Origin of the sequence: Nonomuraea sp. NPDC049637 (assembly GCF_040675235.1) — a bacterium.
GTDB lineage: Bacteria > Actinomycetota > Actinomycetes > Streptosporangiales > Streptosporangiaceae > Nonomuraea.
Genome location: NZ_JBFAOM010000003.1, coordinates 391425 through 411540, shown reverse-complemented (window position 1 = coordinate 411540; position 20116 = coordinate 391425). Strand labels below are relative to the sequence as shown.

Sequence of the window (20116 nt, the reverse complement as noted above, 5' to 3'; positions counted from 1 at the left end):
GCGCCCGAAGTCCGGCCCGTCGGTGTACCTCGCCGACGGGCGTTAGGCGTATACGGTGCTGTCCCGTCAATCCCGCATGCGGCGCGGGGACGAGTTCGAAGCGGCGGTCCGGCGCGGAAAGCGCGCCGGACGCCCCACTTTGGTGGTGCATCTCAACCTTTCTGGGGAAGAGACACCTCTGGTTGGTTTCGTGGTGAGCAAGGCCGTTGGTGGCGCGGTGACCCGGAACAAGGTCAAACGACGGCTCCGACACCTGATGCGCGACCGTCTCGACCGGCTGCCGCGAGGTAGCCTGCTGGTGGTACGCGCCAATCCACCGGCCGCGTCTGCGTGCGTCGAGCAACTGGCCGCCGAGCTCGACGCCGCGCTGGATCGTTTGCTCAGGCGGCGCGAGTCCTCGACGGGTGGACACAGATGACGGAGCAGCCGCAAGGGATGCCGGGCCTCGCCGCCCGGGCGCTGATCATCCCCATTCGGTTCTACCGGGCTTTCATCAGCCCGATGCTCGGTCCACGCTGCCGGTTCTACCCGTCGTGCAGCGCGTATGGGCTCGAGGCGATTGCCGTACATGGGGCATTGCGCGGCACATGGCTGACTGTCCGGCGCATCGGGCGGTGCCACCCATTCCATCCCGGAGGTATAGACCCGGTGCCCCCACGCCCGGTCCGGTCCCACGAAACGCAAGGGAGCTAGCTCGGTGGAGCTGTCCTGGCTCAATTGGCTGTACACGGCCGTCGCCCAAGTCATCACCTGGATCCACCAGGTCTACAGCACTTTCCTCGACCCCAACAGCGGGTTGACCTGGGCGCTGACCATCGTCACGCTGACCGTCTGCATGCGGATCCTCATCTTCCCGCTGTTCCTCAAGCAGATGCGGTCGTCGCGGAAGATGCAGGAGCTGGCACCGAAGGTCCAGGAGCTCCGCAAGCGCTACAAGAACGACAAGCAGCGCATGAACCAGGAGGTCATGGCGCTGTACCAGGGCGCGGGCGCCAACCCCCTCGGTGGCTGCCTCCCCGTCGTGGCGCAGTTCCCGATCTTCATCTCGATGTTCACCGTGCTGCGGGCCATCGCCGCCGACCAGGCCAAGTTCGGCATGTCGCAGGAGCTGGTCGACAGCGCCAAGCACGCGCTGATCATCAACGCTCCGCTGCCCGCCACGTTCTTCGAGGCCCCTGACATCGCCCAGAAGGTCGTCATCGGCTGCTTCGTGGCGATCAGCTCGCTGACCACATTCCTCACCGTCCGGCAGAGCGTGACCCGCTCGATGGCGCAGATGCCGGACAACCCCATGGCGCAGCAGCAGAAGATCCTGATGTACATCTCGCCGCTGTTCGCCTTCTTCAGCCTCAACTTCCCGCTGGGCCTGATCCTCTACTGGGTCACCACCAACCTGTGGACGCTGGGCCAGCAGCACTGGTTCTACAGCCGGCACCCCATGCCGCAGTTCGACGCCAAGGGCAACGCCATCCCCGTGACGCCCAAGCCCGGCCTCGTGGCCAAGATGCGCAAGACCACTCCGGCAGAGGAGGCCCCTCCCGCCGCTCCGGAGCCTAAGATCATCAGGCAGCAGCCCAGCCGCCAGTCCCGCAGCAAGCGCACCGGCAGCAAGAAGTCTTGAACACGAAGGAGAGGCCGGCGATGACCGAGGCCGAGCAGGAGAAGGCTCCTGATCTCAACGCGCTTGAGCAGGAAGGCGAGATCGCTGCCGACTACGTCGAGGGCCTTCTCGACATCGCCGACATCGACGGCGACATCGACATGGACGTCGAGGGCGACCGCGCCATGGTCTCCGTCGTGGGGCTCAAGGGCAACGAGCTGGTCGGGCCCGCGGGGGAGGTCCTGGAGGCGCTGCAGGAGCTGACCCGGCTGGCCGTCCACCGGCAGACCGGGGAGCGGTCGCGGCTCATGCTCGACGTCGCCGGCTACCGCGAGCGGCGCCGGGCCGAGCTGAGCAAGCTCGGCACCGAGGTCGCCAACCAGGTCAAGGAGAAGGGTGAGCCGAAGGCGCTGCACCCGATGACGCCGTTCGAGCGGAAGATCGTCCACGACGCGGTGGCGGCCGCCGGGCTGCGCAGCGAGTCCGAGGGTGAGGAGCCGCAGCGGTACGTGGTGGTCCTTCCCGCCTGAAACGTGCATGGTGAGCCGGTTCGGCCGTCTGTCGGCGCTTGGTTGCGCTGATGGGCGGCCGTTTCCGTATCTATAGCTGTACGTACGGGATGCGGGGGTTGTGTGGGCCGCTGACGGGTTCGCGGGCTTGCCTCCGTGCTTGTGCGGATCGACCCCTGTTCCTTGTATGTGGAGCGGTGTTCGGCGCGTTTGTGCGCTGGCGTTTGGGTTCGTTGCTGTTAGCGGGGAAGCGCGGGGTTTTGTGCGTTGGCCTTGGTGTTCGTCCCGGAAGATGCCTCTGAGTGTTTCTTTCGGGCGATATGTGCTTTATATCGTTTGTAGGGGATTTGGTGTCGAGGGTGGATCAGGAGGGTGCGTGGCGGCGCGCTCGACCGTCCCTCACATGCCAGCCCGCTAGTCTTCCAGTGTGATCTCACATCTAGCCTTGGGTGGACACCGCCCCTAGAACGTCGAGACCTCCACCGTCGAACGCCCACCGGCATCACCGCCGAGCAGGCAACCTGAGTACGAACACCACCTGAAACTGAGAAAGGGCCAGCATCCAGTGAGCGAAGAGCTTCCGGCGCCGCCGGACATAGCGCGGGACGTCTTCGCCGGGGAGGCATGGGATCGCGCGAACGCGTTCGCCGCGCTGCTGGCGGGCCCGGGCGTCGTCCGGGGACTGCTGGGGCCGCGTGAGGTGCCGCGTATCTGGGATCGCCACCTGCTCAACTGCGCGGTGGTCGCCGAGGCCGTGCCGCCGGAGGTGCGGCTGGTGGACATCGGCTCGGGGGCGGGACTGCCGGGACTGGTGCTCGCCATCGTCCGCCAGGACATCGAGGTCACGCTGCTGGAGCCGTTGCTTCGCCGTACGGTGTTCCTGGAGGAGTGCGTCGAGGCGCTCAAGCTGGACAACGTCGAGGTGTTGCGCGGGCGGGCCGAGGATCTGGCGGGGGAGCGGGAGTTCGACGTCGCCAGTGCTCGGGCGGTCGCGCCGCTCGACCGGCTGCTGAAATGGGCCATGCCTCTTCTGCGTGAGGGCGGCGAGCTGATAGCCATGAAGGGGGAGCGAGCCGCCGGCGAGCTCGCCGAGGCGGAGTCCCAATTGCGGGCCTGCGGGGCCCGAACGGCCGAGCTTGTGACCGTCGGGCACGGTAAGGTCGAGCCGCCTGCAACATTGGTTCGGGTGGTAGCGGGTCGCGCGCCGGAGCGAGCCAGGCGGCGACGAAGGAGGTGACGGTTGTGCCAGTCGCGTCTTGCGGTCTTGGCTGGCCGGACAGCCGTCTGTCCGAGAGCCCAACCGGGGTTGGATGGCCCGAAATGGGCGTGTCGCAACAGCAAATTCCCGGCACCGGCACACCACTGGTTGAAAGGATGGCCAACGTGACCCAGACCCCCCTGAACCCCGGTGATTCGCCGTTGGTACGAGAGGCGCTCAGTTCAGTGGTTTCACGTGAAACACCTGCCACCACCCAACCGGCCGTCACCCAGCCGGCCGCCACCCAGAGGGGCGGCACCAGCGGCGACGGCGACAACGCCTGGCCTCGGCCGGCGAAATGCAGAATGATCGCGGTGGCCAACCAGAAGGGCGGCGTCGGCAAGACCACCACCTCGGTGAACATTGCCGCGGCCCTGTCGATGCACGGCCAGCGCGTCCTCGTGGTGGACCTCGACCCGCAGGGCAACGCCTCGACGGCCCTGGCCACCGAGCATCGCGGTGACGTACCGGATGTCTACCAGGTGCTCGTCGACGATCTGCCCATGGTGGAGATCGTCAAGCAGGTCCCCGAGATGCCGAACCTCTACTGCGCGCCCGCCACGATCGACCTGGCCGGTGCGGAGATCGAGCTCGTCTCGCTGGTGGCGCGGGAGGCCCGGCTCCGGCGGGCGCTGGCGGCGTACGAGGCGGAGTTCGACTACATCGTCATCGACTGCCCGCCGTCCCTCGGCCTGCTGACGGTCAACGCCCTGGTCGCGGCGGAGGAGGTCATGATCCCCATCCAATGCGAGTACTACGCGTTGGAGGGCCTCGGGCAGCTCCTCAGGAACGTCGACCTCATCAAGGCGCACCTGAACCCGGCTCTGCGGCTCTCCACGATCGTCCTGACGATGTACGACGGACGTACCAGGCTGGCCTCGCAGGTCGCCGACGAGGTGCGGTCGCACTTCGGGGAGACGGTGCTGAAGACGGTCATCCCGCGTAGCGTCCGGCTGTCGGAGGCGCCCAGCTATGGGCAGTCGGTCATGACGTACGATCCGGGGTCGAGCGGGGCGATGGCGTACATGGACGCGGCCCGGGAGATCGCCCACCGCGCCACCGTGGCCTGACCTCTGGCCGCTTGCGGGTCTTTTTTGGGTACGGCTTGAGGGCGTGGATTCCCATGCCCGTGCTCCGGTGTTCCTCCGCCAGGTTGGTGCGGTGGACTCCGGTGGTGGGTGGTCTCGTTCGGCGCGAGTCGTGAGTTGGGCAGATTTGTAGCCGTGTCGGCGTAAATCCCACAGGACTGTGTGTGGCGTGGCGGCACCCCGCTGGGCCCGCAACGGTAACCTCTCCTGGAGTGACCGGAATCGACCGGCTGGATGAGGAGACGCAGTGAGTCAGCAGCGGCGGGGATTGGGCAAGGGACTCGGGGCGCTCATCCCGACCGGACCCATCGTTGACGGCCCGGGTGCGGCGCCCGCTCCCTCGAACGGTTCCACGGTCGAGGCAGGCCCGAAGCCGATCGCTGGAGCGTATTTCAAAGAGGTCGCGCTGACCGCGATCGTGCCCAACCCTCGTCAGCCGCGTGAGGTGTTCGACGACGAGCGCCTCCAGGAGCTCGCCGACTCCATCCGCGAGGTCGGCCTTCTGCAGCCGATCGTGGTGCGCTCCGTGGGTGGCGGCCAGTACGAGCTGATCATGGGGGAGCGGCGTTGGCGGGCGTGCCAGCAGGTCGGTCTTGACCCGGTCCCGGCGATCGTCCGGAACACCCAGGACACCGACCTCCTCCGGGACGCGCTCATCGAGAACCTCCAGCGCGAGCAGCTGAACGCTCTGGAAGAGGCGGCCGCCTATCAGCAGTTGCTGGACGACTTCCAGGCGACCCACGAGCAGCTGGCCAGCAAGGTGGGGCGCTCTCGATCGCACATCACCAACACGCTGCGGTTGCTCAACCTCCCGCCCGAGGTTCAGCTCCGCGTGGCCGCCGGCACCATCAGCGCCGGGCACGCTCGCGCTCTGCTCGGCCTGAGCAATGCGGAGGAGCAGGTTGAGCTGGCCAAGCGCATCGTGGCGGAGCTGCTGTCCGTGAGGGCGGTGGAGGAGATCGTCGCCATGGGCAGTGCGAAGGCCGCTCAGAAGGCGCCGCGGGAGCGGCCGGCGCCCAAGCCTACGGCTCCTGGCCTGACCCATCTGGCGGACCGACTCTCCGATCACTTCGAGACGAAGGTCAAGGTCGACCTGGGGCGGCGTAAGGGGCGGATCGTGGTGGAGTTCGCGACGATCGACGACCTTGAGCGCATCATCGGGACGATGGCGCCTGAGGCGGCACGGGCGATGCGGGAGCGCGAGGACTGACCTTGCCTGTTTCACGTGAAACCACTCCCCGTTTCACGTGAAACCACTTCGCTTCCTCCGGCCTTCTCTTCTCTTCGGCTCTCTCCTCTTCTCTGTGCGCCGGTGTCCCGTCTTGCTTCGTCTTGCAGGTGTGTCCGCAGGGTTGCGCCGTGGGTGCTGTGGGCGGGGCAAGCGTGATAGCCGGTCAGGCTGCCGCCTTGAGGTCTCGCCAACTCGCTCCAGCTCGCCGGACTCTCTGCCTCTAGCTCCGCGGCTCTCCGGACTCTCCGCCTTCCGGCTTCCGGGCCTTGCGGCTTCCGGGCTTTCCGGCCCTCCGGGCTCCCTGGCCTCCCGGCTCTCTGGGCTGCCCGGTTCTTCGGGCCTCCGGCCCTCCGGGCTCCTCGGCCTCCCGGCTCTTGGGCTCCCCGGTTCTCCGGCCTCCCGGCCCACCGAGTTCCCCGGCTTGCCCGCCCTGGCCTTTCGGCCCCTCGGTTCGGTCGGCTCTCCGGGCTGGCCGGCTCCCCGGATTGTGTCTAGCTCGGTCAGTGTCATGTGATGGCGCCGGATCGCGGCGACCGTCGGATAGCGGGCGAACCCGGCCAGGAACAGTGCCAGCGTCGCCGTCTGCGCGAAGGCCGAGTCCTACCACGCGGGAGGCGGCGTACTGAGAGTCCTTCGCCTGGACGGGCGCGGGCCCCGGAACCTCCGTGACTGGAGCGTGAGCCGAGATCGCCTTCGCCGGCCACCCAGCCACCCAGCCGCCCGGTGGCTCCGGTTACCTCGGAGCGGCGTGGCTGTGGTCGCCCTGGAGGTGTTGTTTGGTCTTGGACGCTAGGGGCCGCTGTTGAGCCTCGGTCGCTTCGCGGGCCGGGGCGTGGGCGGTTGGGCCCTCCACGCCCGCGCCCCACGGCCCGCGCCCCGCGCCCCCGGCCCGCGCCCCACGTCCCGCGCATCCGCTCGTGGATGGGTGAGTGGGCGTGTTTCACGTGAAACGGCGTCGGCGGTTAGAGGGCGGCTGCCTTGTGGAGGGCGGCTAGGAAGCCGTCCACGTGTTCTTCGGTGGTGTCGAAGGCGGTCATCCAGCGGACTGTGCCTGCGGTCTCGTCCCAGTAATGGAAGAGGTAGTTCTGCAGGAGGGCCTGAGAGGTGGCGTGCGGGAGGGTGGCGAAGACGGCGTTGGATTCCACGGGGTGGGTGAGGGTGACGCCGGGGATGTCCGCGAGGCCGTTCGCCAGGCGGAGGGCCATCTGGTTGGCGTGGGAGGCATTGCGGCGCCACAGATCGTCGGTCAGGAGAGCGGAGAGCTGGGCTGAGACGAAGCGCATCTTGGAGGCCAACTGCAGTGACTGGCGACGGAGGTAGGGGACTGCGTCCGTCAGGGACGGGTCCAGGACGACCACCGCTTCGGCGGCCATGGCGCCGTTCTTGGTGCCGCCGAAGCTGAAGACGTCCACGCCGACGTCCGTGGTGATGGCCTTCAGGGAGCAGTTCAGGTGGGCGGCGGCGTTGGCGAGGCGGGCACCGTCCACGTGGAGGCGTAGGCCGGAGGCGTGAGCCGTTTCGGCCAGGGCGGCGATCTCGGTGGGGGAGTAGCAGGTGCCCAGCTCGGTCACCTGGGAGATGGAGACGACCGTCGGTTGGGGCTCGTGGTGCTGGCCGATGAGGTGGAGGTGGGCCTTGATGTCGTCCGGGTGGAGCTTGCCCTGGGGGGTGGGGATCGTTCGCAGCTTCACGCCCAGGAGGCGTTCCGTGGCGCCCGTTTCGTGGGTGGCGATGTGGGCGGTGTCGGCGCAGAGGATGGCGTCGTAGCGTCCGAGCATGAGGGCCAGGCCGACCATGTTGGCGCCGGCTCCGTTGAGTACGGCGAAGCCTTCCGCCGCGGGGCCGAACGTTTCCTTGATTTTGTGCTCGAAGGTTGAGGTCCAGGTGTCGTCGCCGTAGGCGGGGGCGTCTCCCTGGTTGGCGGCGGTCATGGCGTTGAGGATGTCGGGGTGCACGCCTGCGTGGTTGTCGCTGGCGAAGCTCTTCGGGTGGGCGGGATTGATCGGCACACCGTAAGGCTATGCAAGGCGCTGATGCTGAGGCCGGGAGGGGCGGGGGTGCTGGGGATGGTTCTCGCCGTTGCCTCGTGGCCGGGCGCGACCAGGCGGTCGTAGCGGGCGCCGTGCTCCTGCTGTCGTTGGTGGTGGTGGTGCCTCCCGGCGGCATGCGCCGATGCTTCAAACGCTGGCCGTCGTCGGGAGCTCTGGGGCGGTGCGGCTGGGACCGGTCGCCTGTGCGGTACGGCAGCGGATGGTGCGCGGGGGCAAGGGGGGGGCCGGTGGGCGAATCCATGGCTGCTCTTCATGGGGTAGCGGTCGCAGTCAGTCGCGATATCGAGAAAAGGCAGGGACGCCGCGTCGGAGAGGAAGGCGGCCGGTGGGGGAGAGGAAGTGCGGTGACGTCGGAGGCATGCGGTTCCGGCACTCGGGGGGATGGAACAGCACCACGCGGAGCAGGAGAGCGCTCGTTGCCTGGCGGACGACGAGAGCTGTCGTGGGGGATAACGGGAGGCGCAGCACCAGGGACGAGAGAGTAGTAGCTGCCGCAGGGCGGAGGCGAGAGCGGTCGGCTTCTGACGGATAAGGCGGCTGTCGTGCCGCGGACGACGGGCCGCGCCCGCGGCACGACAAGAGGGCAGCAGCCGCGCGGCGGCGAAGAACAGCAGCCGCGCGATGGCGGAGAACAATCACCGCGCGGCGGCGAAGAACAGCACCGCGGTAGCGAAGAACGGCCTCCGCGTGGTGGAGCGGACGCGCAGGGGGAGAAGTGGGCGAGGAGAGGGGTTAGAGGCGGGGGCGGTGGGCGGCGTTTTGGAGGAGGGTGCGGCAGAGGTCGCCGAGGTCGCGCCCCGCTGCCTCCGCCGCCATCGGCAGCAGCGACGTCTCCGTCATCCCCGGCGCCACGTTCACCTCAAGGAAGTGCGGGTCGTCGGACGCGTCCACGATCAGGTCGGTACGGGAGATGTCCCGCAGCCCCAACGCCGTGTGCGCCGTCACGGCCATCCGGGCGCAGGCTTCGGCGGCGGCCGCGGAGAGGCGGGCGGGGGCGAAGAACTCGGTGTGCCCGGCGGTGTAACGGGCGGCGTAGTCGTAGACGCCGGCGTCGGGGACGATCTCCACAGCGGGCAGCGCCACGGGCCCCTCACCGAGGTCGACGACCGAGACCGACACCTCGACGCCCTCGACGTACCGCTCGATGAGGGCGGTGTCGCCGTAGGCGAAGCAGCCGACCATGGCGGCGGGCAGCTCGTCGGCCGTACGGACGATGGACGCGCCGAGCGCCGAGCCGCCGCGGGCGGGCTTGACGAACAGGGGGAGGCCGAGCCGGTCGATGATGCGGCCGAGCACGACGGTGGCGCCGAGGTCGTGGAAGGTCTCCCTGGGGAGGGTGACGGACTCGGGGGTGCGCAGGCCGACCGAGCGTACGACGGCCTTGGCGGTGGGCTTGTCGAAGGCCACGCGGCAGGCGTCGGGACCGGCGCCGACGTAGGGCACGTCGAGGAGTTCGAGCACGGATCGGATCGCGCCGTCCTCGCCCGCGCCGCCGTGGAGGGTGACGAACACCGCCTCGGGCGGGTCGGCCAGGATGGCGGGCACGAGGGAGGCGTCGGTGTCGCGGGCCTCCACGTCGATGCCCGTGGCGCGCAGCACCTCGCTCACCCGGCGGCCGGAGCGCAGGGACACCTCCCGCTCATAGGAGAGGCCCCCGGCCAGCACGAGCACGTGGCCCAGATCGCTCATCACATCTCCTCCGCTGATCGTACGCGTCCAACCGTACCGGCGGCTGGCGGCGAATGGTGTAGGTGAGGCCCGCACACGAGTACGGCCGGCGTCCCCGTCCCCGGGGAGCGCCGGCCGTACCGAGGAAAGCTAGGCCAGTTCGGGCCCCGGCGTGTCAACGCCGGCCCGCTCGGGACCGGAGCCGGTGCCGAACATGTCCCGGAGCTGCATCTCCTGCTCGATCACCCCGGACAGGCGCCGGACGCCTTCGCGGATGCGATCGGGCTCGGGGAAGCAGTAGGACAGTCGCATGTGCCGGGCGCCGCTGCCGTCGGAGAAGAACCCGGTGCCGGGCACGAACGCCACCCGCTCGGCCACGGCCCGCGGCAGGATCGCCTTGGAGTCGAGCCCTTCGGGCAGGGTCGCCCAGACGAAGAAGCCGCCGGCCGGCCGGGTCCAGGTGACCTCGGGCGGCATGAGGGCCTCCAGGGAGTCCAGCATGGAGTCGCGCCGCTCGCGGTAGAGCTCCTTGAAGGACTTGATCTGCTCCCGCCACGGCTGCGTGGCCAGGTATTGGCCCACGGCGAGCTGCGTGAACACCGAGTGCGACAGCACGGCCGACTCCATGGCCAGGATCAGCTTGTCGCGGATGGCGTGCGGCGCGAGTGCCCAGCCGACGCGGAAGCCGGGGGCGAGCGTCTTGGAGAACGACCCCAGGTAGACCACGCCGTCGGGGTTGTCGGCGCGCAGGGCGCGCATGGGCTCGCCGTCGAAGCCGAGCAGCCCGTACGGGTTGTCCTCGATGATGAGGATTCCGGCACGCTGGCAGATGTCGAGCACCTGCTGCCGCCTGGCCAGGTTGAGCGTGACGCCGGCCGGGTTCTGGAAGGTCGGGATCGTGTAGAGGAACTTGACGGGAGCTCCGGCGGTCTCCAGCGCGTAGATGGTCTGGGCCAGCGATTCGGGCACGATGCCCTGATCGTCCATGGCGATGTGGACCACTTTGGCCTGGTAGGCGGAGAACGTCCCGAGGGCCCCGACGTACGAGGGGCCTTCGGCGAGCACGACGTCGCCCGGGTCGATGAAGATCCGGGTGATCAGGTCGAGCGCCTGCTGTGAACCGACGGTGACGACGACGTCGTTCGCCCCGGCCTCGATCCCCTCCAGCCGCATGACCTCGCAGATCTGCTCGCGCAGGTGCGGGTCACCCTGGCCGGAACCGTACTGCAGCGCGACCGTGCCGCGCGTGGTGACCAGGTCGGAGACCAGCTGGCCGACCATGTCGAGGGGGAGCGCCGTGACGTACGGCATGCCGCCGGCGAGCGAGACCACCTCGGGTCTCGACGCGACGGCGAAGAGAGCTCGGATCTCGGAGGCGACCATCCCGGTAGCTCGCGCGGCATACCGGTCGACGTAGGCGTCGATGCGCGACCCTTGGGTCGCGGGTGTCTGACCGTGATCCAGCTCTTCCGTCACGGCCCACCTCCTAGGTGTCATATCGGACCGAAATACCAGATTACGCCAGTCGGACATGTCCTTCGTGACCGGGCTCGACCGTCGTGGTATCCGCTGGCTCCATCTTCACTGAGCTACCATGCCACCAACGGACGCGGTTTTCGCGCGCTTTTCTGGGTCGACGATAGGGGCCGTAGTTGTCGCGCCGGCTGGTCAACATAACCCTGGACAATCTCGAAGATCTGCCTCGCCGCTGCCGGCGGTGCGTGTTCTGGGAGCTCGATCCCGTCAGCGGCGAGCGTGCCATCCATTCCGGCGACTCCGGGCTGGAGAAGGAGGCCTGGATCTCGGGCACGCTGCTGGAATGGGGGAGCTGCGGGAAAATCGTCTATGTCGACGGGGTTCCGGCCGGGTTCGTCCTCTACAGCCCGCCGCTCTACAGCCCGCGTTCGCTGGCCTTCCCCACCTCGCCGGTGAGCGCCGACGCCGTGCTGCTGATGACGGCCCACATCATCCCCGAGTTCTCGGGCGGCGGGCTGGGCCGGATGCTGATCCAGGGCGTGGCGAAGGATCTGACCCGGCGCGGGGTGAAGGCCATCGAGGCGTTCGGCGACCTCAAGTGGGAAGAGCCTAGTTGTGTAGTTCCTGCTGAATACTTGCTTTCTGTGGGTTTTAAGACGGTTCGACCGCATTTGCGATTTCCGCGCCTGCGTTTGGAGCTGAAGAGCGCCATCTCGTGGCGTGAGGACGTCGAGGTGGCCCTCGAACGCCTTCTGGGGTCCATGAGCCCGGAGCGCGCCCTTCGTCCCGTCTGACGGCCCTTGGGGGCCGAAGAAGGGCATACGAAAGCCCCCCGCGGGCATCGCCGCAGGGGGCTCTCACATGAGGGCGACTAGATGATGCCGTCGAGCTCGCGCAGCAGCATGGCCTTCGGCTTGGCGCCGATGATCTGCTTCACGACCTCGCCCCCCTTGTAGACGTTCATCGTGGGGATCTGGAGCACGCCGTACTGGCGGGGAACCTCGGGGTTCTCGTCGATGTTCAGCTTGACGATCTCGAGCTTGTCGCCGTGCTCGTTCGCGATCTCCTGCAGGATGGGCGCGACCTGACGGCACGGGCCGCACCACTCGGCCCAGAAGTCGACCAGCACGGGCTTGTCGCTCTTGAGGACCTCGGTCTCGAACGTGGCGTCGGTAACTGCCTTCACGGTGCGCTCCTTACTTCTCGTTGTTGGCCAGCCAGCGCTCGGAGTCGAGCGAGGCGGCACAGCCGGTGCCGGCCGCGGTGATGGCCTGGCGGTAGGTGTGGTCGACGACGTCGCCGGCCGCGAACACACCGTCGATGTTGGTGGCGGTCGAGGGCGAGGCGACCTTGACGTACCCGTCCTCGTCGAGTTCGACCTGGCCCTTGACCAGGTCGGTGCGCGGGTCGTGACCGATGGCCAGGAACAGCGCGTCGGTGGCCAGCTCGCACTCTTCGCCGGTCTTGACGTTGCGCAGCTTGACCGCCTCGACCTTGGTGTCGCCGAGCACGTCGACGACCTCGGAGTCCCAGACGAACCGGATCTTCTCGTTGGCGAACGCGCGCTCCTGCATGATCTTGCTGGCGCGCAGCTCGTCACGGCGGTGGACGACCGTCACCATGCGCCCGAACCGGGTCAGGAACGTCGCCTCCTCCATGGCGGTGTCGCCGCCGCCCACGACCACGATGTCCTTGTTGCGGAAGAAGAAGCCGTCGCAGGTGGCGCACCAGGACACGCCGTGGCCGGACAGGCGCTTCTCGTTCTCCAGGCCGAGCTCGCGGTAGCCCGAGCCCATGGCCAGGATCACCGACTTGGCGTAGTAGGTGTCGGTGTGGGTCTTGACGACCTTGGGGTTGGCCTCCAGGTCGACCTCGACCACGTCGTCGGCCACCAGCTCGGCGCCGAAGCGCTCGGCCTGCTTGCGCAGGTTGTCCATCAGGTCGGGGCCCATGATGCCGTCGGGGAAACCGGGGAAGTTCTCCACGTCGGTGGTGTTCATGAGCGCACCGCCCGCCGTCACGGAGCCCTCGAAGACCAGCGGCTTGAGTTCGGCGCGCGCGGAGTAGACGGCCGCGGTGTAGCCCGCAGGGCCCGACCCAATGATGATCACGTTACGAACGTCGCTCAACGCTCCCACGCCTTCCTCGTCTGCTGTTTGCTTCGGGCTCAACAGATCCTAGGCCGCGCTGATTCCCGGCCCTGCCCGCGAAACGAAAGAGCCCGCCGAAGCGGGCTCTGACGTGGGCTTTCGATTACCAGCGGCCCAATGTGGGCTTGCGCAGGTTCTTGCAGTTGAACGGGTCGACGATGTCGATGCGCAGCTTCTTGGCGGCCTGGTCCTTCCAGGAGGCCACGATCAGCGCCTCCTGGCCGTTGTACTGGCCCTGGTCGACCGCGAACGTCTTCAGCTTCGAACGGGCCGCCACCTTGCCGACGCATCGGTCGACCCTGGCGGTGTCCGTGGGGCCTTCGAGGGCCGGCGCGGCGCCGAAGTACCCGAGCAGCGGCTGGCGCAGCTCCCGGTCGCTGTAGTTGTAGTTGCTGTCGGTCAGCGCGTAGGCCCTGGCCCGCTGGTGGGGCTTCGACGGTGTCACCGGCTGCGCCACCGTGGGCCCGGACGAACCGCCCGGCCCGCTCCCGCCGGCCAGCAACCCGCCGGAGACCGCCAGCGTGCCGACCACCACCGCGGCCGCCGCCGACGCCGCCACGGCGGGCATGGCCCACCTGCGCCGCCGTGCCGACCTGGTCTGGGCCGGGACGATCGTGCCGTCGTCGGAGACCACGCCGAGACGTACCGGCTCGGGCGTCTCCGCCGCCGGCTGCTCCCACGGGGAGTCCCGCATGAGCCTGTCCCAGTCAGGTGCCTCCACGAGGTCGACGCTCCCTCGGCGGGACTCCGCCTCGGCGGCCAGCGCCTTGTCGATGCGCAGTGCGACGCCCATCGGCATGGCCGGTGTTGGGGTCGCCGCGAGCACCTCGCGAACCGCCGCCAGGTCTGCCAGCAGCTCCCCACAGGGGTCGCAGACCGCGAGATGCTCGCGGACCCGGCGTGCCGTCGCGGCGTCCAAGAGACCCTCTGCCAGCTCGGCTAGGACCTCAAGATCGTAGTGCGTATCACCCGTCACGAAGTTCTGCTCCCTTCGCGGATGAGACGCGATTGAGGTCCGAACGGTTCCGCAGATGCGAAAGAATTGGGGCAAGTTTCGCGCGACCCCTCGCGCATCTGCTCTTCACGGTGCCGCTGGGCACCTGAAGCACCTGAGCTGCGTCTTCGACGGAATACCCCATCATGTCCACGAGCACGAGAGCCGCCCGCTGGTCGGCGGGCAGCAGTTTCAGAGCGGCCGAAACCTCCATCGAGACCTCGCGCTCGACGGTCTGGTCGGGGAGCGGGCTGTCCCGCTCGGCGGCCTCGATCAGTTCGTCGTCGGCCACCGGACGGACGGACTTGCGCCGCATCCGGTCGAGGCAGGCGTTGACGACGATGCGGTGGAGCCAGGTGGTGACGGCCGCCTCGCCTCGGAACGAGGCGGCCTTGCGATATGCGGAGACGAACGCGTCCTGAACGGCGTCCGCCGCCTCGTCAGGGTCACCGAGAGTACGCAGCGCCACCGCCCACATGCGGTCACGGTGCCTTTTGACGATCTCGCTGAACGCGTGTGGATCCCCGTTGATGTGCGCGGTGAGCAGCTCGGCGTCTGTGATTGCCGGCCGCTCCGCTGGTGAGGGTGTCTCGGGTGGGGAGTTCACAAGAGAGATTCCTGATTTATGCCGATCCGGGAGAATGCACCACTACTTCATAGATGGTGCCACGAAACTGGCCCGCATCTGCCGGAACGCGCGTAAACCAGATCAAAACGTACCGACCGCTTGCTGAGTCCTCGGGGGTCAGGGTGGTCTTGCCCGAGGCGCTCTTCTGGGTCGCCACGGTCTTGAGCGAGCCGAGCTCGGGGGAGTCGCCGACCTTCAGCTCGACGCTCGCGCCGTCGGCCTTGCCCAGCGTAGCCACCACGTCGCTGATCTGCATGGACTTGCCCATGTCGAGCAGCAGGCCGACGCCCTTCTTGAGGTTTCCCAGCTCGGCGTTGCCGTAGCTCTGGGTCGTCCAGGCCGTGCTGGGCTTGCCGTCGATGGCCAGCTCGGCGATGTCGGACTTCTCGTCGCCGTCGTCGCCGAGCGGGTCGAAGCCCTTGGCCTTGTCGGCCTTGACGGCCTGGACCGAGGCCGAGGCGGAGGACTTGCCGGTGGTCGGGCTGACCGACGCCTCCGGGGTGGCGGGGCTGCCGAGGCTGCGGCCGATCGTCCAGGCGCCGACGCCCACGGCGGCGATGACGAGCAGCACCACCAGCGTCATCAGCACCCGGTTGAGCACGCTGCCGCCGCCCTGGCTGGGCGGCCGGCGCGGCACGGGCGGCGGGGGCGGCATCGTGCGCTGCTGCCGGTGGGCGATGTCGAGGCCCTCGGTGTGGGAGGCGGAGGCGACCGCCGGCGTCGAGGGGTAGGAGATGGCGATCGGCATGGGCCGGGCCACGTCGGCCAGCGCCTCGGCGACCTCCGACGGGCTCGACAGCGCGCCCTGCCCCTTGCGCGACTCGGGAAGGCAGGCGCGGACGGTGACGGTGTCCAGATAGTTCGGGACGCCGGCGGTGACCTGCCGCGGCGAGCAGAAGTGCCCGTCGATCATGGGAGCGGCGGGCAGGCCGCCCTCCTCCTCGTCACCGGGCCAGTGGCCGGTCAGGCCGGCGTAGAGCAGCCTGCCCAGCCCCTCGGCGTCGTCGAGGGCGGGCTGGTCGGTGGTGAGCCCAGACAGCGCGGCGTCGACGGCCACGCCGAGCACCTTGACCGTGTTGCCCGTCGTCCAGATCAGGTGGGACGGGCGCAGGCACAGGTGGTAGAGCTTGGCCTCGTGAGCGTGCGCCAGCGCCTCGGCGGCCTCGGCCACCAGGCCGGCCGCGCGTTCCGGCTCCAGCGGGCCGGCGGCGAGCAGGTCGGTCAGCGACTCGCCGGTGACCCACTCGCTGACCACGTAGGAGTGCTTGTCGTCCTCGGCCGCGTCGAACACCTGCGTCAGGCGCGGGTCGGTGAGCCGGCTCGCCGCACGGGCGGCGGTGACGACCTCGTGCACGCGCGGGAAGTCGGGGCCGAACGTGTGCACCGCCACCGGGCGGGCGAGGATCTCGTCGATCGCCTTCCACAGGGTCGCGCCGTCGGACTCGCTGACGCGGTCCTCCAGCCGGAAGCGCTCGGCCAGTCGGGTGCCGGGTTCCACGGCCGACGTGCTCACAGGCTCTCTCCGCTAGGCCGATCGGGCGTGCTCATGACTCGACTCACCTGCGTGGTGGTGTCCCACGTAGGCACGCTATGCCGGGTGGATCCGCCCACGCCCCTCCTGCTTCCATTCGCGCGTGTCGGGCACCATGGTAGTGCCGAGTCGATTCCCCCCGCGTTCTTTGCCAACGGGAAACTCGTCAGCCGTCGTGGTCAAGTCCGTCCATATGCCGGATTTCCCAATTACTACCGACCTACGCGTCTGGCGACCATACCAACGAGTGAGTTGACCTCCGCTATGCGCATCCTGTGGGCGACGGCGAGATAGAGCAACAGTCCCAGCCCACCACCCACGGCCAGGACAATCAGCGAGTTGACGAAACCCAGACCACCGAACAGCTGAGTGACCACCCAGACGGTGAGCAGCCCCAGCAGGGCAGTGGGCAGCGACGCCAGGTACATCCTGGTCAGCGCCGTGCCGATGGTCCAGCCGCCCAGGCCCTGGACGCGGCGGCTGGCCAGCGTCCAGGCCAGGACCGCGCCCAGCCCGTACGCGACGGCGTACGCCAGCGCCAGGCCCATCACCGCGTAACGGGCGGGCAGCAGCACGAAGAAGATCACCATGAGCAGCGCGTTGACCGCGGTCGTGCCGGCCCCCACGAACACCGGCGTACGGGTGTCGCCGAAGCTGTAGAACACCCGCAGCAGGAGCTGGAACACCGCGAACGGCACCAGCGCCAGGCCGTAGACCTGCAGCACGTTCCCGATGTAGACGGCGTCGGCGACGCTGTTGGCGCCGTGGCCGTAGATCGGCACGGTGACCGCCGGGCCGAGCACCATCAGCAGCAGCGAGACCGGCACCATGAGCGAGCAGATCAGCCGCACGCTCGACCCGAACTCGCTGCGCACGTCGTCGAGCCGGCCCTCGCCCACCGCCCGGCTCATCCGGGGCAGCATCGCCGTGATCACCGACACCCCGATGATCCCGTACGGAAGCTGGAAGAGCTGGAACGCCAGCGTGTACGGGCTGATGCCGTGGCCGGCCACCTCGTTGCCCGCCGAGCTGGCCAGGTTGGTCGTCAGCATGAACCCGAGCTGGGTGACCACCACGTAGCCGATGGTCCAGACCCCGGCCCTGCCCATCTCGCCCAGCCGGGCGTTGCGCACGTCGAAGCGCGGGGTGAACGAGAACCCCACCCGCTTCAGCGCGACGATCAGCACCACCGCCTGGGCGACGATGCCCGCCGTGGTGCCGAGACCGAGCAGCGCGAGGTCGCCGGTGGTTACCGCCTCGATGTCGGACCCGCTGCCGACCACGGCGTAGGCCACGAACACGCAGATGACGACCAGGTTGTTGAGCACCGGCGCCCACATCGGAGCGCCGTAGCGGTCGCGGGTGTTCAGGATGGCGCCGGCGACCGCGCCGATGCCGAAGAAGGCGAGCTGCGGCAGGATGAACCGGGCCAGCATGACCCCGGTCTCGAACTTGATGCTGCCGCGGTCCCAGTCGGTGTAGAGGTCGATGAGCAGCGGCGCGCCCAGCACGGCCAGCGCGGCCACCACGACCAGCACGGCGGTGGCCAGCGTCAGCAGGCGCTGCTCGTAGGCCCGGCCGCCGTCGGCGTCGTGCTGCTGCGCCCGGACGATCATCGGCACCACGACGCTGCTCAGCACGCCGAGCAGCAGCAGGTCGAGGATGCTGTACGGGATCGCGTAGGCCGCGTTGTAGGAGTCGCCCAGCGCCGCGGTGCCGATGGCGTAGGCCAGCACCATCGTGCGGGCGAACCCGGTGACCCTGGACACCATCGTGCCCGCCGCCATGATGGCGCTGGCCCGCAGCATGCGGCTCATACGGTCTCACTCTCCCGGGATCTGCCCGCTCGCGCGAGCCGTCGCTCCGACCGGCGGCGCAGGATCCGCGTCACGACGGCGGCGAGCATCACCGTCAGCGCGGCGCCCACGATGACCAGGGCGATGCCGGTGTAGCCGGTGGTGCGGATGGTCAGTCGCTCCGGCTTGCCGTAGGGCAGGCCGTCGATCGTGCGCAGTTGCACGGTGACGGTGGCGTCGCCGCTGGTGGTGGCGGTCATCTTCACCTGCAGCGTGCCGCTCTGGTTGCCGCCGATCACCAGCGGCTCCTCCGACACGGGCTCCTCGATCTGCAGCCGCCCGCGGTCGTTGGACCTGACGTCGATGTGCAGGGTGACGGGCTGGTCCAGCGAGTTCTTCACGCTGATGGGCACCACGCCGTTGCTGCCGGCGAGCGTGCGCGGCGCGTCGGTGATCTGGATCTTGTCGATGCGCTCGTCCACGGCCGTGCCGACGAGCTTGGTCACCGCGCGGCCGGCTCGGGTGTTGTTGCGCCAGGCCGACGAGGTGAGCCTGAGCACCGCGGCGTCGAAGGCCGAGGGCGCCTTGGTCCCGGCGACCGAGGCGGTGACGGAGGCGGTGAGCTGCGCCTGCGTGGCCACCTCCTTGACGGGGGCCAGGTACTTGGCGCTCAGCTCCTCCTTGCGGTCCTGCTCGGTGTAGGTGAGCCCGGCCCGTGGCGTGGCCGCCTTGCTCGGCTTGATCGAGTCGAGGGTGGTCATCGAGAGCCACGGCAGCTTGCGCGCGGTCTTCAGCAGGCTGGTGACCAGCGTCGGGTTGGGGTCCCAGCGGCGCGACGGCGCGACGACCAGCGACCGCGGCTCGACCTGCCCGGTCTCGGCGGCGATCATCGCGGTCTCGGCGATGAAGCGCTGCGTGCTGAGCAGGACCGTCGTGGGCGCGGTCGGCTCGAACAGCCGGCTCAGCTCGGCGTCGGCGACCAGCGCCTTGACCGGCCCGGCGACGCTGTCGAGGGTGGCGACGGCGTCGGGCGTGTGGGCGACGGGCGGCTGCGGCGGCAGGTTGGTGGAGTTGAGCAGGACGGTGGTGACCTTGCCGGGGCTGACCGCGAGCAGGTCGAGCGCGTCGGCGTCGAGCACGCCCGCGGGCGGCCAGTTGATCGAGGTCTGCGCGTTGCGGTTGAGCAGCGCCCTGGCGGTCTGGCCGCCGAGCTCGATCGCCCGGCCGGGCTGCGCGTCGAGCCCCTGATGGGCCAGCGCCGCCACGTCGGGGTCGCCGTAGGGGGTGGCGATGACGGGGGAGTCGGCCAGCGCCGTGCTCATGGTGGACAGCCAGGTGCCGGCGGTGTCGTTGGCCGGCTTGCCGTCGGTGGCGTCCTTCGTCTTGACGTGGTAGCCCTTGGTCATCGCCTTCAGGTCGTCGAGCAGCGACGGCTCGACGAACCAGGTGACCTCCTTGGGCGCCGTCTGCGCGATGCGGGCCAGGTCGGCCAGGCGGCCCTTGCCGCTGAGCGACTGGCTCAGCTTGTCGTCGACGAACAACGTCTCGTCGTAGCCCCGGTGGGGCTGGTCGATGACGGGCAGGGCGACGGCCAGCTTGTTGCGCGGCAGCTTCGGCGTGGTGGGCGGGGCATAGGTGAGGAACGTGCGCTGCGCCGAGATCGGCACTTCGTTCTGGGAGACGTCGACGGCGATCCGGTAGACGCCGAACGCGCGGTAGCCGAGCTGGATCGGGGTCGCCGTGAACGTCCAGGTGGCCTGCCCGCCGACGGCCAGGGCCGGGATGTCCATGGCCGAGGTGCGGGAGACGTTCGCGGGCAGCGTGGCGTTGTTCTGGTCGATCTGGTACGCCGCCATGGAGGCGCGGTCGTAGAAACGTTCGCTCGTGTAGCGCAGGCGTACACGGAGGGGGCCGAGCGCGGTTCCGGTGTCGTTGCGGACCGTGCCGGTGAACTTGATCTCGTCGGTCGGGCTGCTCGTCACCTGCGGCGTGATCGAGGTGATGGAGACCGAGAGCGACTCGCGCGCCGCCTCCACCGTGGCAGCAGAGTTCGGCGCCGCCGCCACCATGGGGGCGAGCGACGCGACGGACATCACGGCGAGCAGCGCGACCTTACGGATCACACGCATGCCAGAG

General features: G+C 69.0%; 18 protein-coding genes. 8 read left to right on the top strand and 10 right to left on the bottom strand.

The window, feature by feature from the left end:
- The first annotated feature begins 55 nt into the window (after positions 1-55).
- The 7 genes from rnpA (at position 56) to AB0J71_RS06640 (ending at position 5665) form a co-directional block, all read left to right on the top strand.
- Complete coding sequence (gene rnpA, locus AB0J71_RS06670; protein ID WP_364388738.1) at positions 56-418, top strand: ribonuclease P protein component; 363 nt, start codon at positions 56-58, stop codon at positions 416-418.
- Between the two features lie 17 nt (positions 419-435).
- Positions 436-693: a membrane protein insertion efficiency factor YidD gene (gene yidD, locus AB0J71_RS06665; protein WP_352322972.1), complete on the top strand. Its 258-nt coding sequence runs from the start codon at positions 436-438 to the stop codon at positions 691-693.
- Positions 694-697: 4 nt separating this feature from the next.
- Positions 698-1621: a membrane protein insertase YidC gene (gene yidC, locus AB0J71_RS06660; protein WP_352322969.1), complete on the top strand. Its 924-nt coding sequence runs from the start codon at positions 698-700 to the stop codon at positions 1619-1621.
- A 20-nt stretch (positions 1622-1641) separates the two neighbouring features.
- Entirely contained in the window at positions 1642-2130 is a 489-nt protein-coding gene (locus tag AB0J71_RS06655) for a R3H domain-containing nucleic acid-binding protein (RefSeq protein ID WP_352322968.1), read from the top strand.
- Positions 2131-2674: 544 nt separating this feature from the next.
- Positions 2675-3346: a 16S rRNA (guanine(527)-N(7))-methyltransferase RsmG gene (rsmG, locus tag AB0J71_RS06650; protein ID WP_352322967.1), complete on the top strand. Its 672-nt coding sequence runs from the start codon at positions 2675-2677 to the stop codon at positions 3344-3346.
- Between the two features lie 326 nt (positions 3347-3672).
- On the top strand, positions 3673-4437 hold the full coding sequence (locus tag AB0J71_RS06645) for a ParA family protein (protein WP_364413116.1): 765 nt from the start codon (positions 3673-3675) through the stop codon (positions 4435-4437).
- A 265-nt stretch (positions 4438-4702) separates the two neighbouring features.
- A complete protein-coding gene (locus AB0J71_RS06640) occupies positions 4703-5665 on the top strand; it encodes a ParB/RepB/Spo0J family partition protein (RefSeq protein ID WP_364413114.1) in 963 nt (320 codons plus the stop codon).
- A 983-nt stretch (positions 5666-6648) separates the two neighbouring features.
- Here the strand turns inward: AB0J71_RS06640 and AB0J71_RS06635 are convergent.
- From AB0J71_RS06635 to AB0J71_RS06625, 3 genes are all read right to left on the bottom strand, one after another.
- A complete protein-coding gene (locus AB0J71_RS06635) occupies positions 6649-7695 on the bottom strand; it encodes an aminotransferase class V-fold PLP-dependent enzyme (protein WP_364413112.1) in 1047 nt (348 codons plus the stop codon).
- A gap of 774 nt (positions 7696-8469) precedes the next feature.
- On the bottom strand, positions 8470-9426 hold the full coding sequence (locus AB0J71_RS06630; protein ID WP_352322963.1) for a D-alanine--D-alanine ligase: 957 nt from the start codon (positions 9424-9426) through the stop codon (positions 8470-8472).
- Between the two features lie 129 nt (positions 9427-9555).
- Positions 9556-10788 (bottom strand): PLP-dependent aminotransferase family protein, encoded by a 1233-nt coding sequence (locus AB0J71_RS06625; protein ID WP_352322971.1) that lies wholly within the window; start codon positions 10786-10788, stop codon positions 9556-9558.
- Positions 10789-11057: 269 nt separating this feature from the next.
- Between AB0J71_RS06625 and AB0J71_RS06620 the strand changes: the two genes are divergently transcribed.
- The gene (locus AB0J71_RS06620; protein ID WP_352322962.1) at positions 11058-11675 is read left to right on the top strand and encodes a GNAT family N-acetyltransferase; all 618 of its coding nucleotides are present in this window, start codon (positions 11058-11060) and stop codon (positions 11673-11675) included.
- A 77-nt stretch (positions 11676-11752) separates the two neighbouring features.
- Here AB0J71_RS06620 and trxA read toward each other — a convergent pair whose 3' ends face one another.
- The 7 genes from trxA to AB0J71_RS06585 all read right to left on the bottom strand — a co-directional run bounded on the left by trxA (position 11753) and on the right by AB0J71_RS06585 (position 20109).
- On the bottom strand, positions 11753-12067 hold the full coding sequence (gene trxA / locus AB0J71_RS06615) for a thioredoxin (RefSeq protein ID WP_352322961.1): 315 nt from the start codon (positions 12065-12067) through the stop codon (positions 11753-11755).
- A gap of 10 nt (positions 12068-12077) precedes the next feature.
- A complete protein-coding gene (gene trxB, locus AB0J71_RS06610; RefSeq protein ID WP_352322960.1) occupies positions 12078-13010 on the bottom strand; it encodes a thioredoxin-disulfide reductase in 933 nt (310 codons plus the stop codon).
- Positions 13011-13134: 124 nt separating this feature from the next.
- Positions 13135-14007, bottom strand: a complete 873-nt coding sequence (locus AB0J71_RS06605; RefSeq protein ID WP_364413110.1) for a zf-HC2 domain-containing protein — start codon at positions 14005-14007, stop codon at positions 13135-13137.
- Complete coding sequence (gene sigM, locus AB0J71_RS06600; protein ID WP_352322958.1) at positions 13997-14632, bottom strand: RNA polymerase sigma factor SigM; 636 nt, start codon at positions 14630-14632, stop codon at positions 13997-13999. The genes AB0J71_RS06605 and sigM overlap by 11 nt, the downstream gene beginning before the upstream one ends.
- Before the next feature lie 16 nt (positions 14633-14648).
- The gene (locus AB0J71_RS06595; protein WP_352322957.1) at positions 14649-16166 is read right to left on the bottom strand and encodes a protein kinase family protein; all 1518 of its coding nucleotides are present in this window, start codon (positions 16164-16166) and stop codon (positions 14649-14651) included.
- Between the two features lie 230 nt (positions 16167-16396).
- Entirely contained in the window at positions 16397-18001 is a 1605-nt protein-coding gene (gene murJ / locus AB0J71_RS06590) for a murein biosynthesis integral membrane protein MurJ (RefSeq protein WP_352322956.1), read from the bottom strand.
- Positions 17998-20109, bottom strand: a complete 2112-nt coding sequence (locus AB0J71_RS06585) for a DUF6049 family protein (protein WP_352322955.1) — start codon at positions 20107-20109, stop codon at positions 17998-18000. The genes murJ and AB0J71_RS06585 overlap by 4 nt, the downstream gene beginning before the upstream one ends.
- Positions 20110-20116: the final 7 nt, after the last annotated feature.

Coding starts and splice junctions, on each gene's coding strand:
- murJ (WP_352322956.1), bottom strand. CDS start 18,001: ATGAGCCGCATGCTGCGGGCCAGCGCCATCATGGCGGCGGGCACGATG.
- yidD (WP_352322972.1), top strand. CDS start 436: ATGCCGGGCCTCGCCGCCCGGGCGCTGATCATCCCCATTCGGTTCTAC.
- AB0J71_RS06625 (WP_352322971.1), bottom strand. CDS start 10,788: ATGGTCGCCTCCGAGATCCGAGCTCTCTTCGCCGTCGCGTCGAGACCC.
- AB0J71_RS06645 (WP_364413116.1), top strand. CDS start 3,673: ATGATCGCGGTGGCCAACCAGAAGGGCGGCGTCGGCAAGACCACCACC.
- AB0J71_RS06630 (WP_352322963.1), bottom strand. CDS start 9,426: ATGAGCGATCTGGGCCACGTGCTCGTGCTGGCCGGGGGCCTCTCCTAT.
- AB0J71_RS06585 (WP_352322955.1), bottom strand. CDS start 20,109: ATGCGTGTGATCCGTAAGGTCGCGCTGCTCGCCGTGATGTCCGTCGCG.
- AB0J71_RS06655 (WP_352322968.1), top strand. CDS start 1,642: ATGACCGAGGCCGAGCAGGAGAAGGCTCCTGATCTCAACGCGCTTGAG.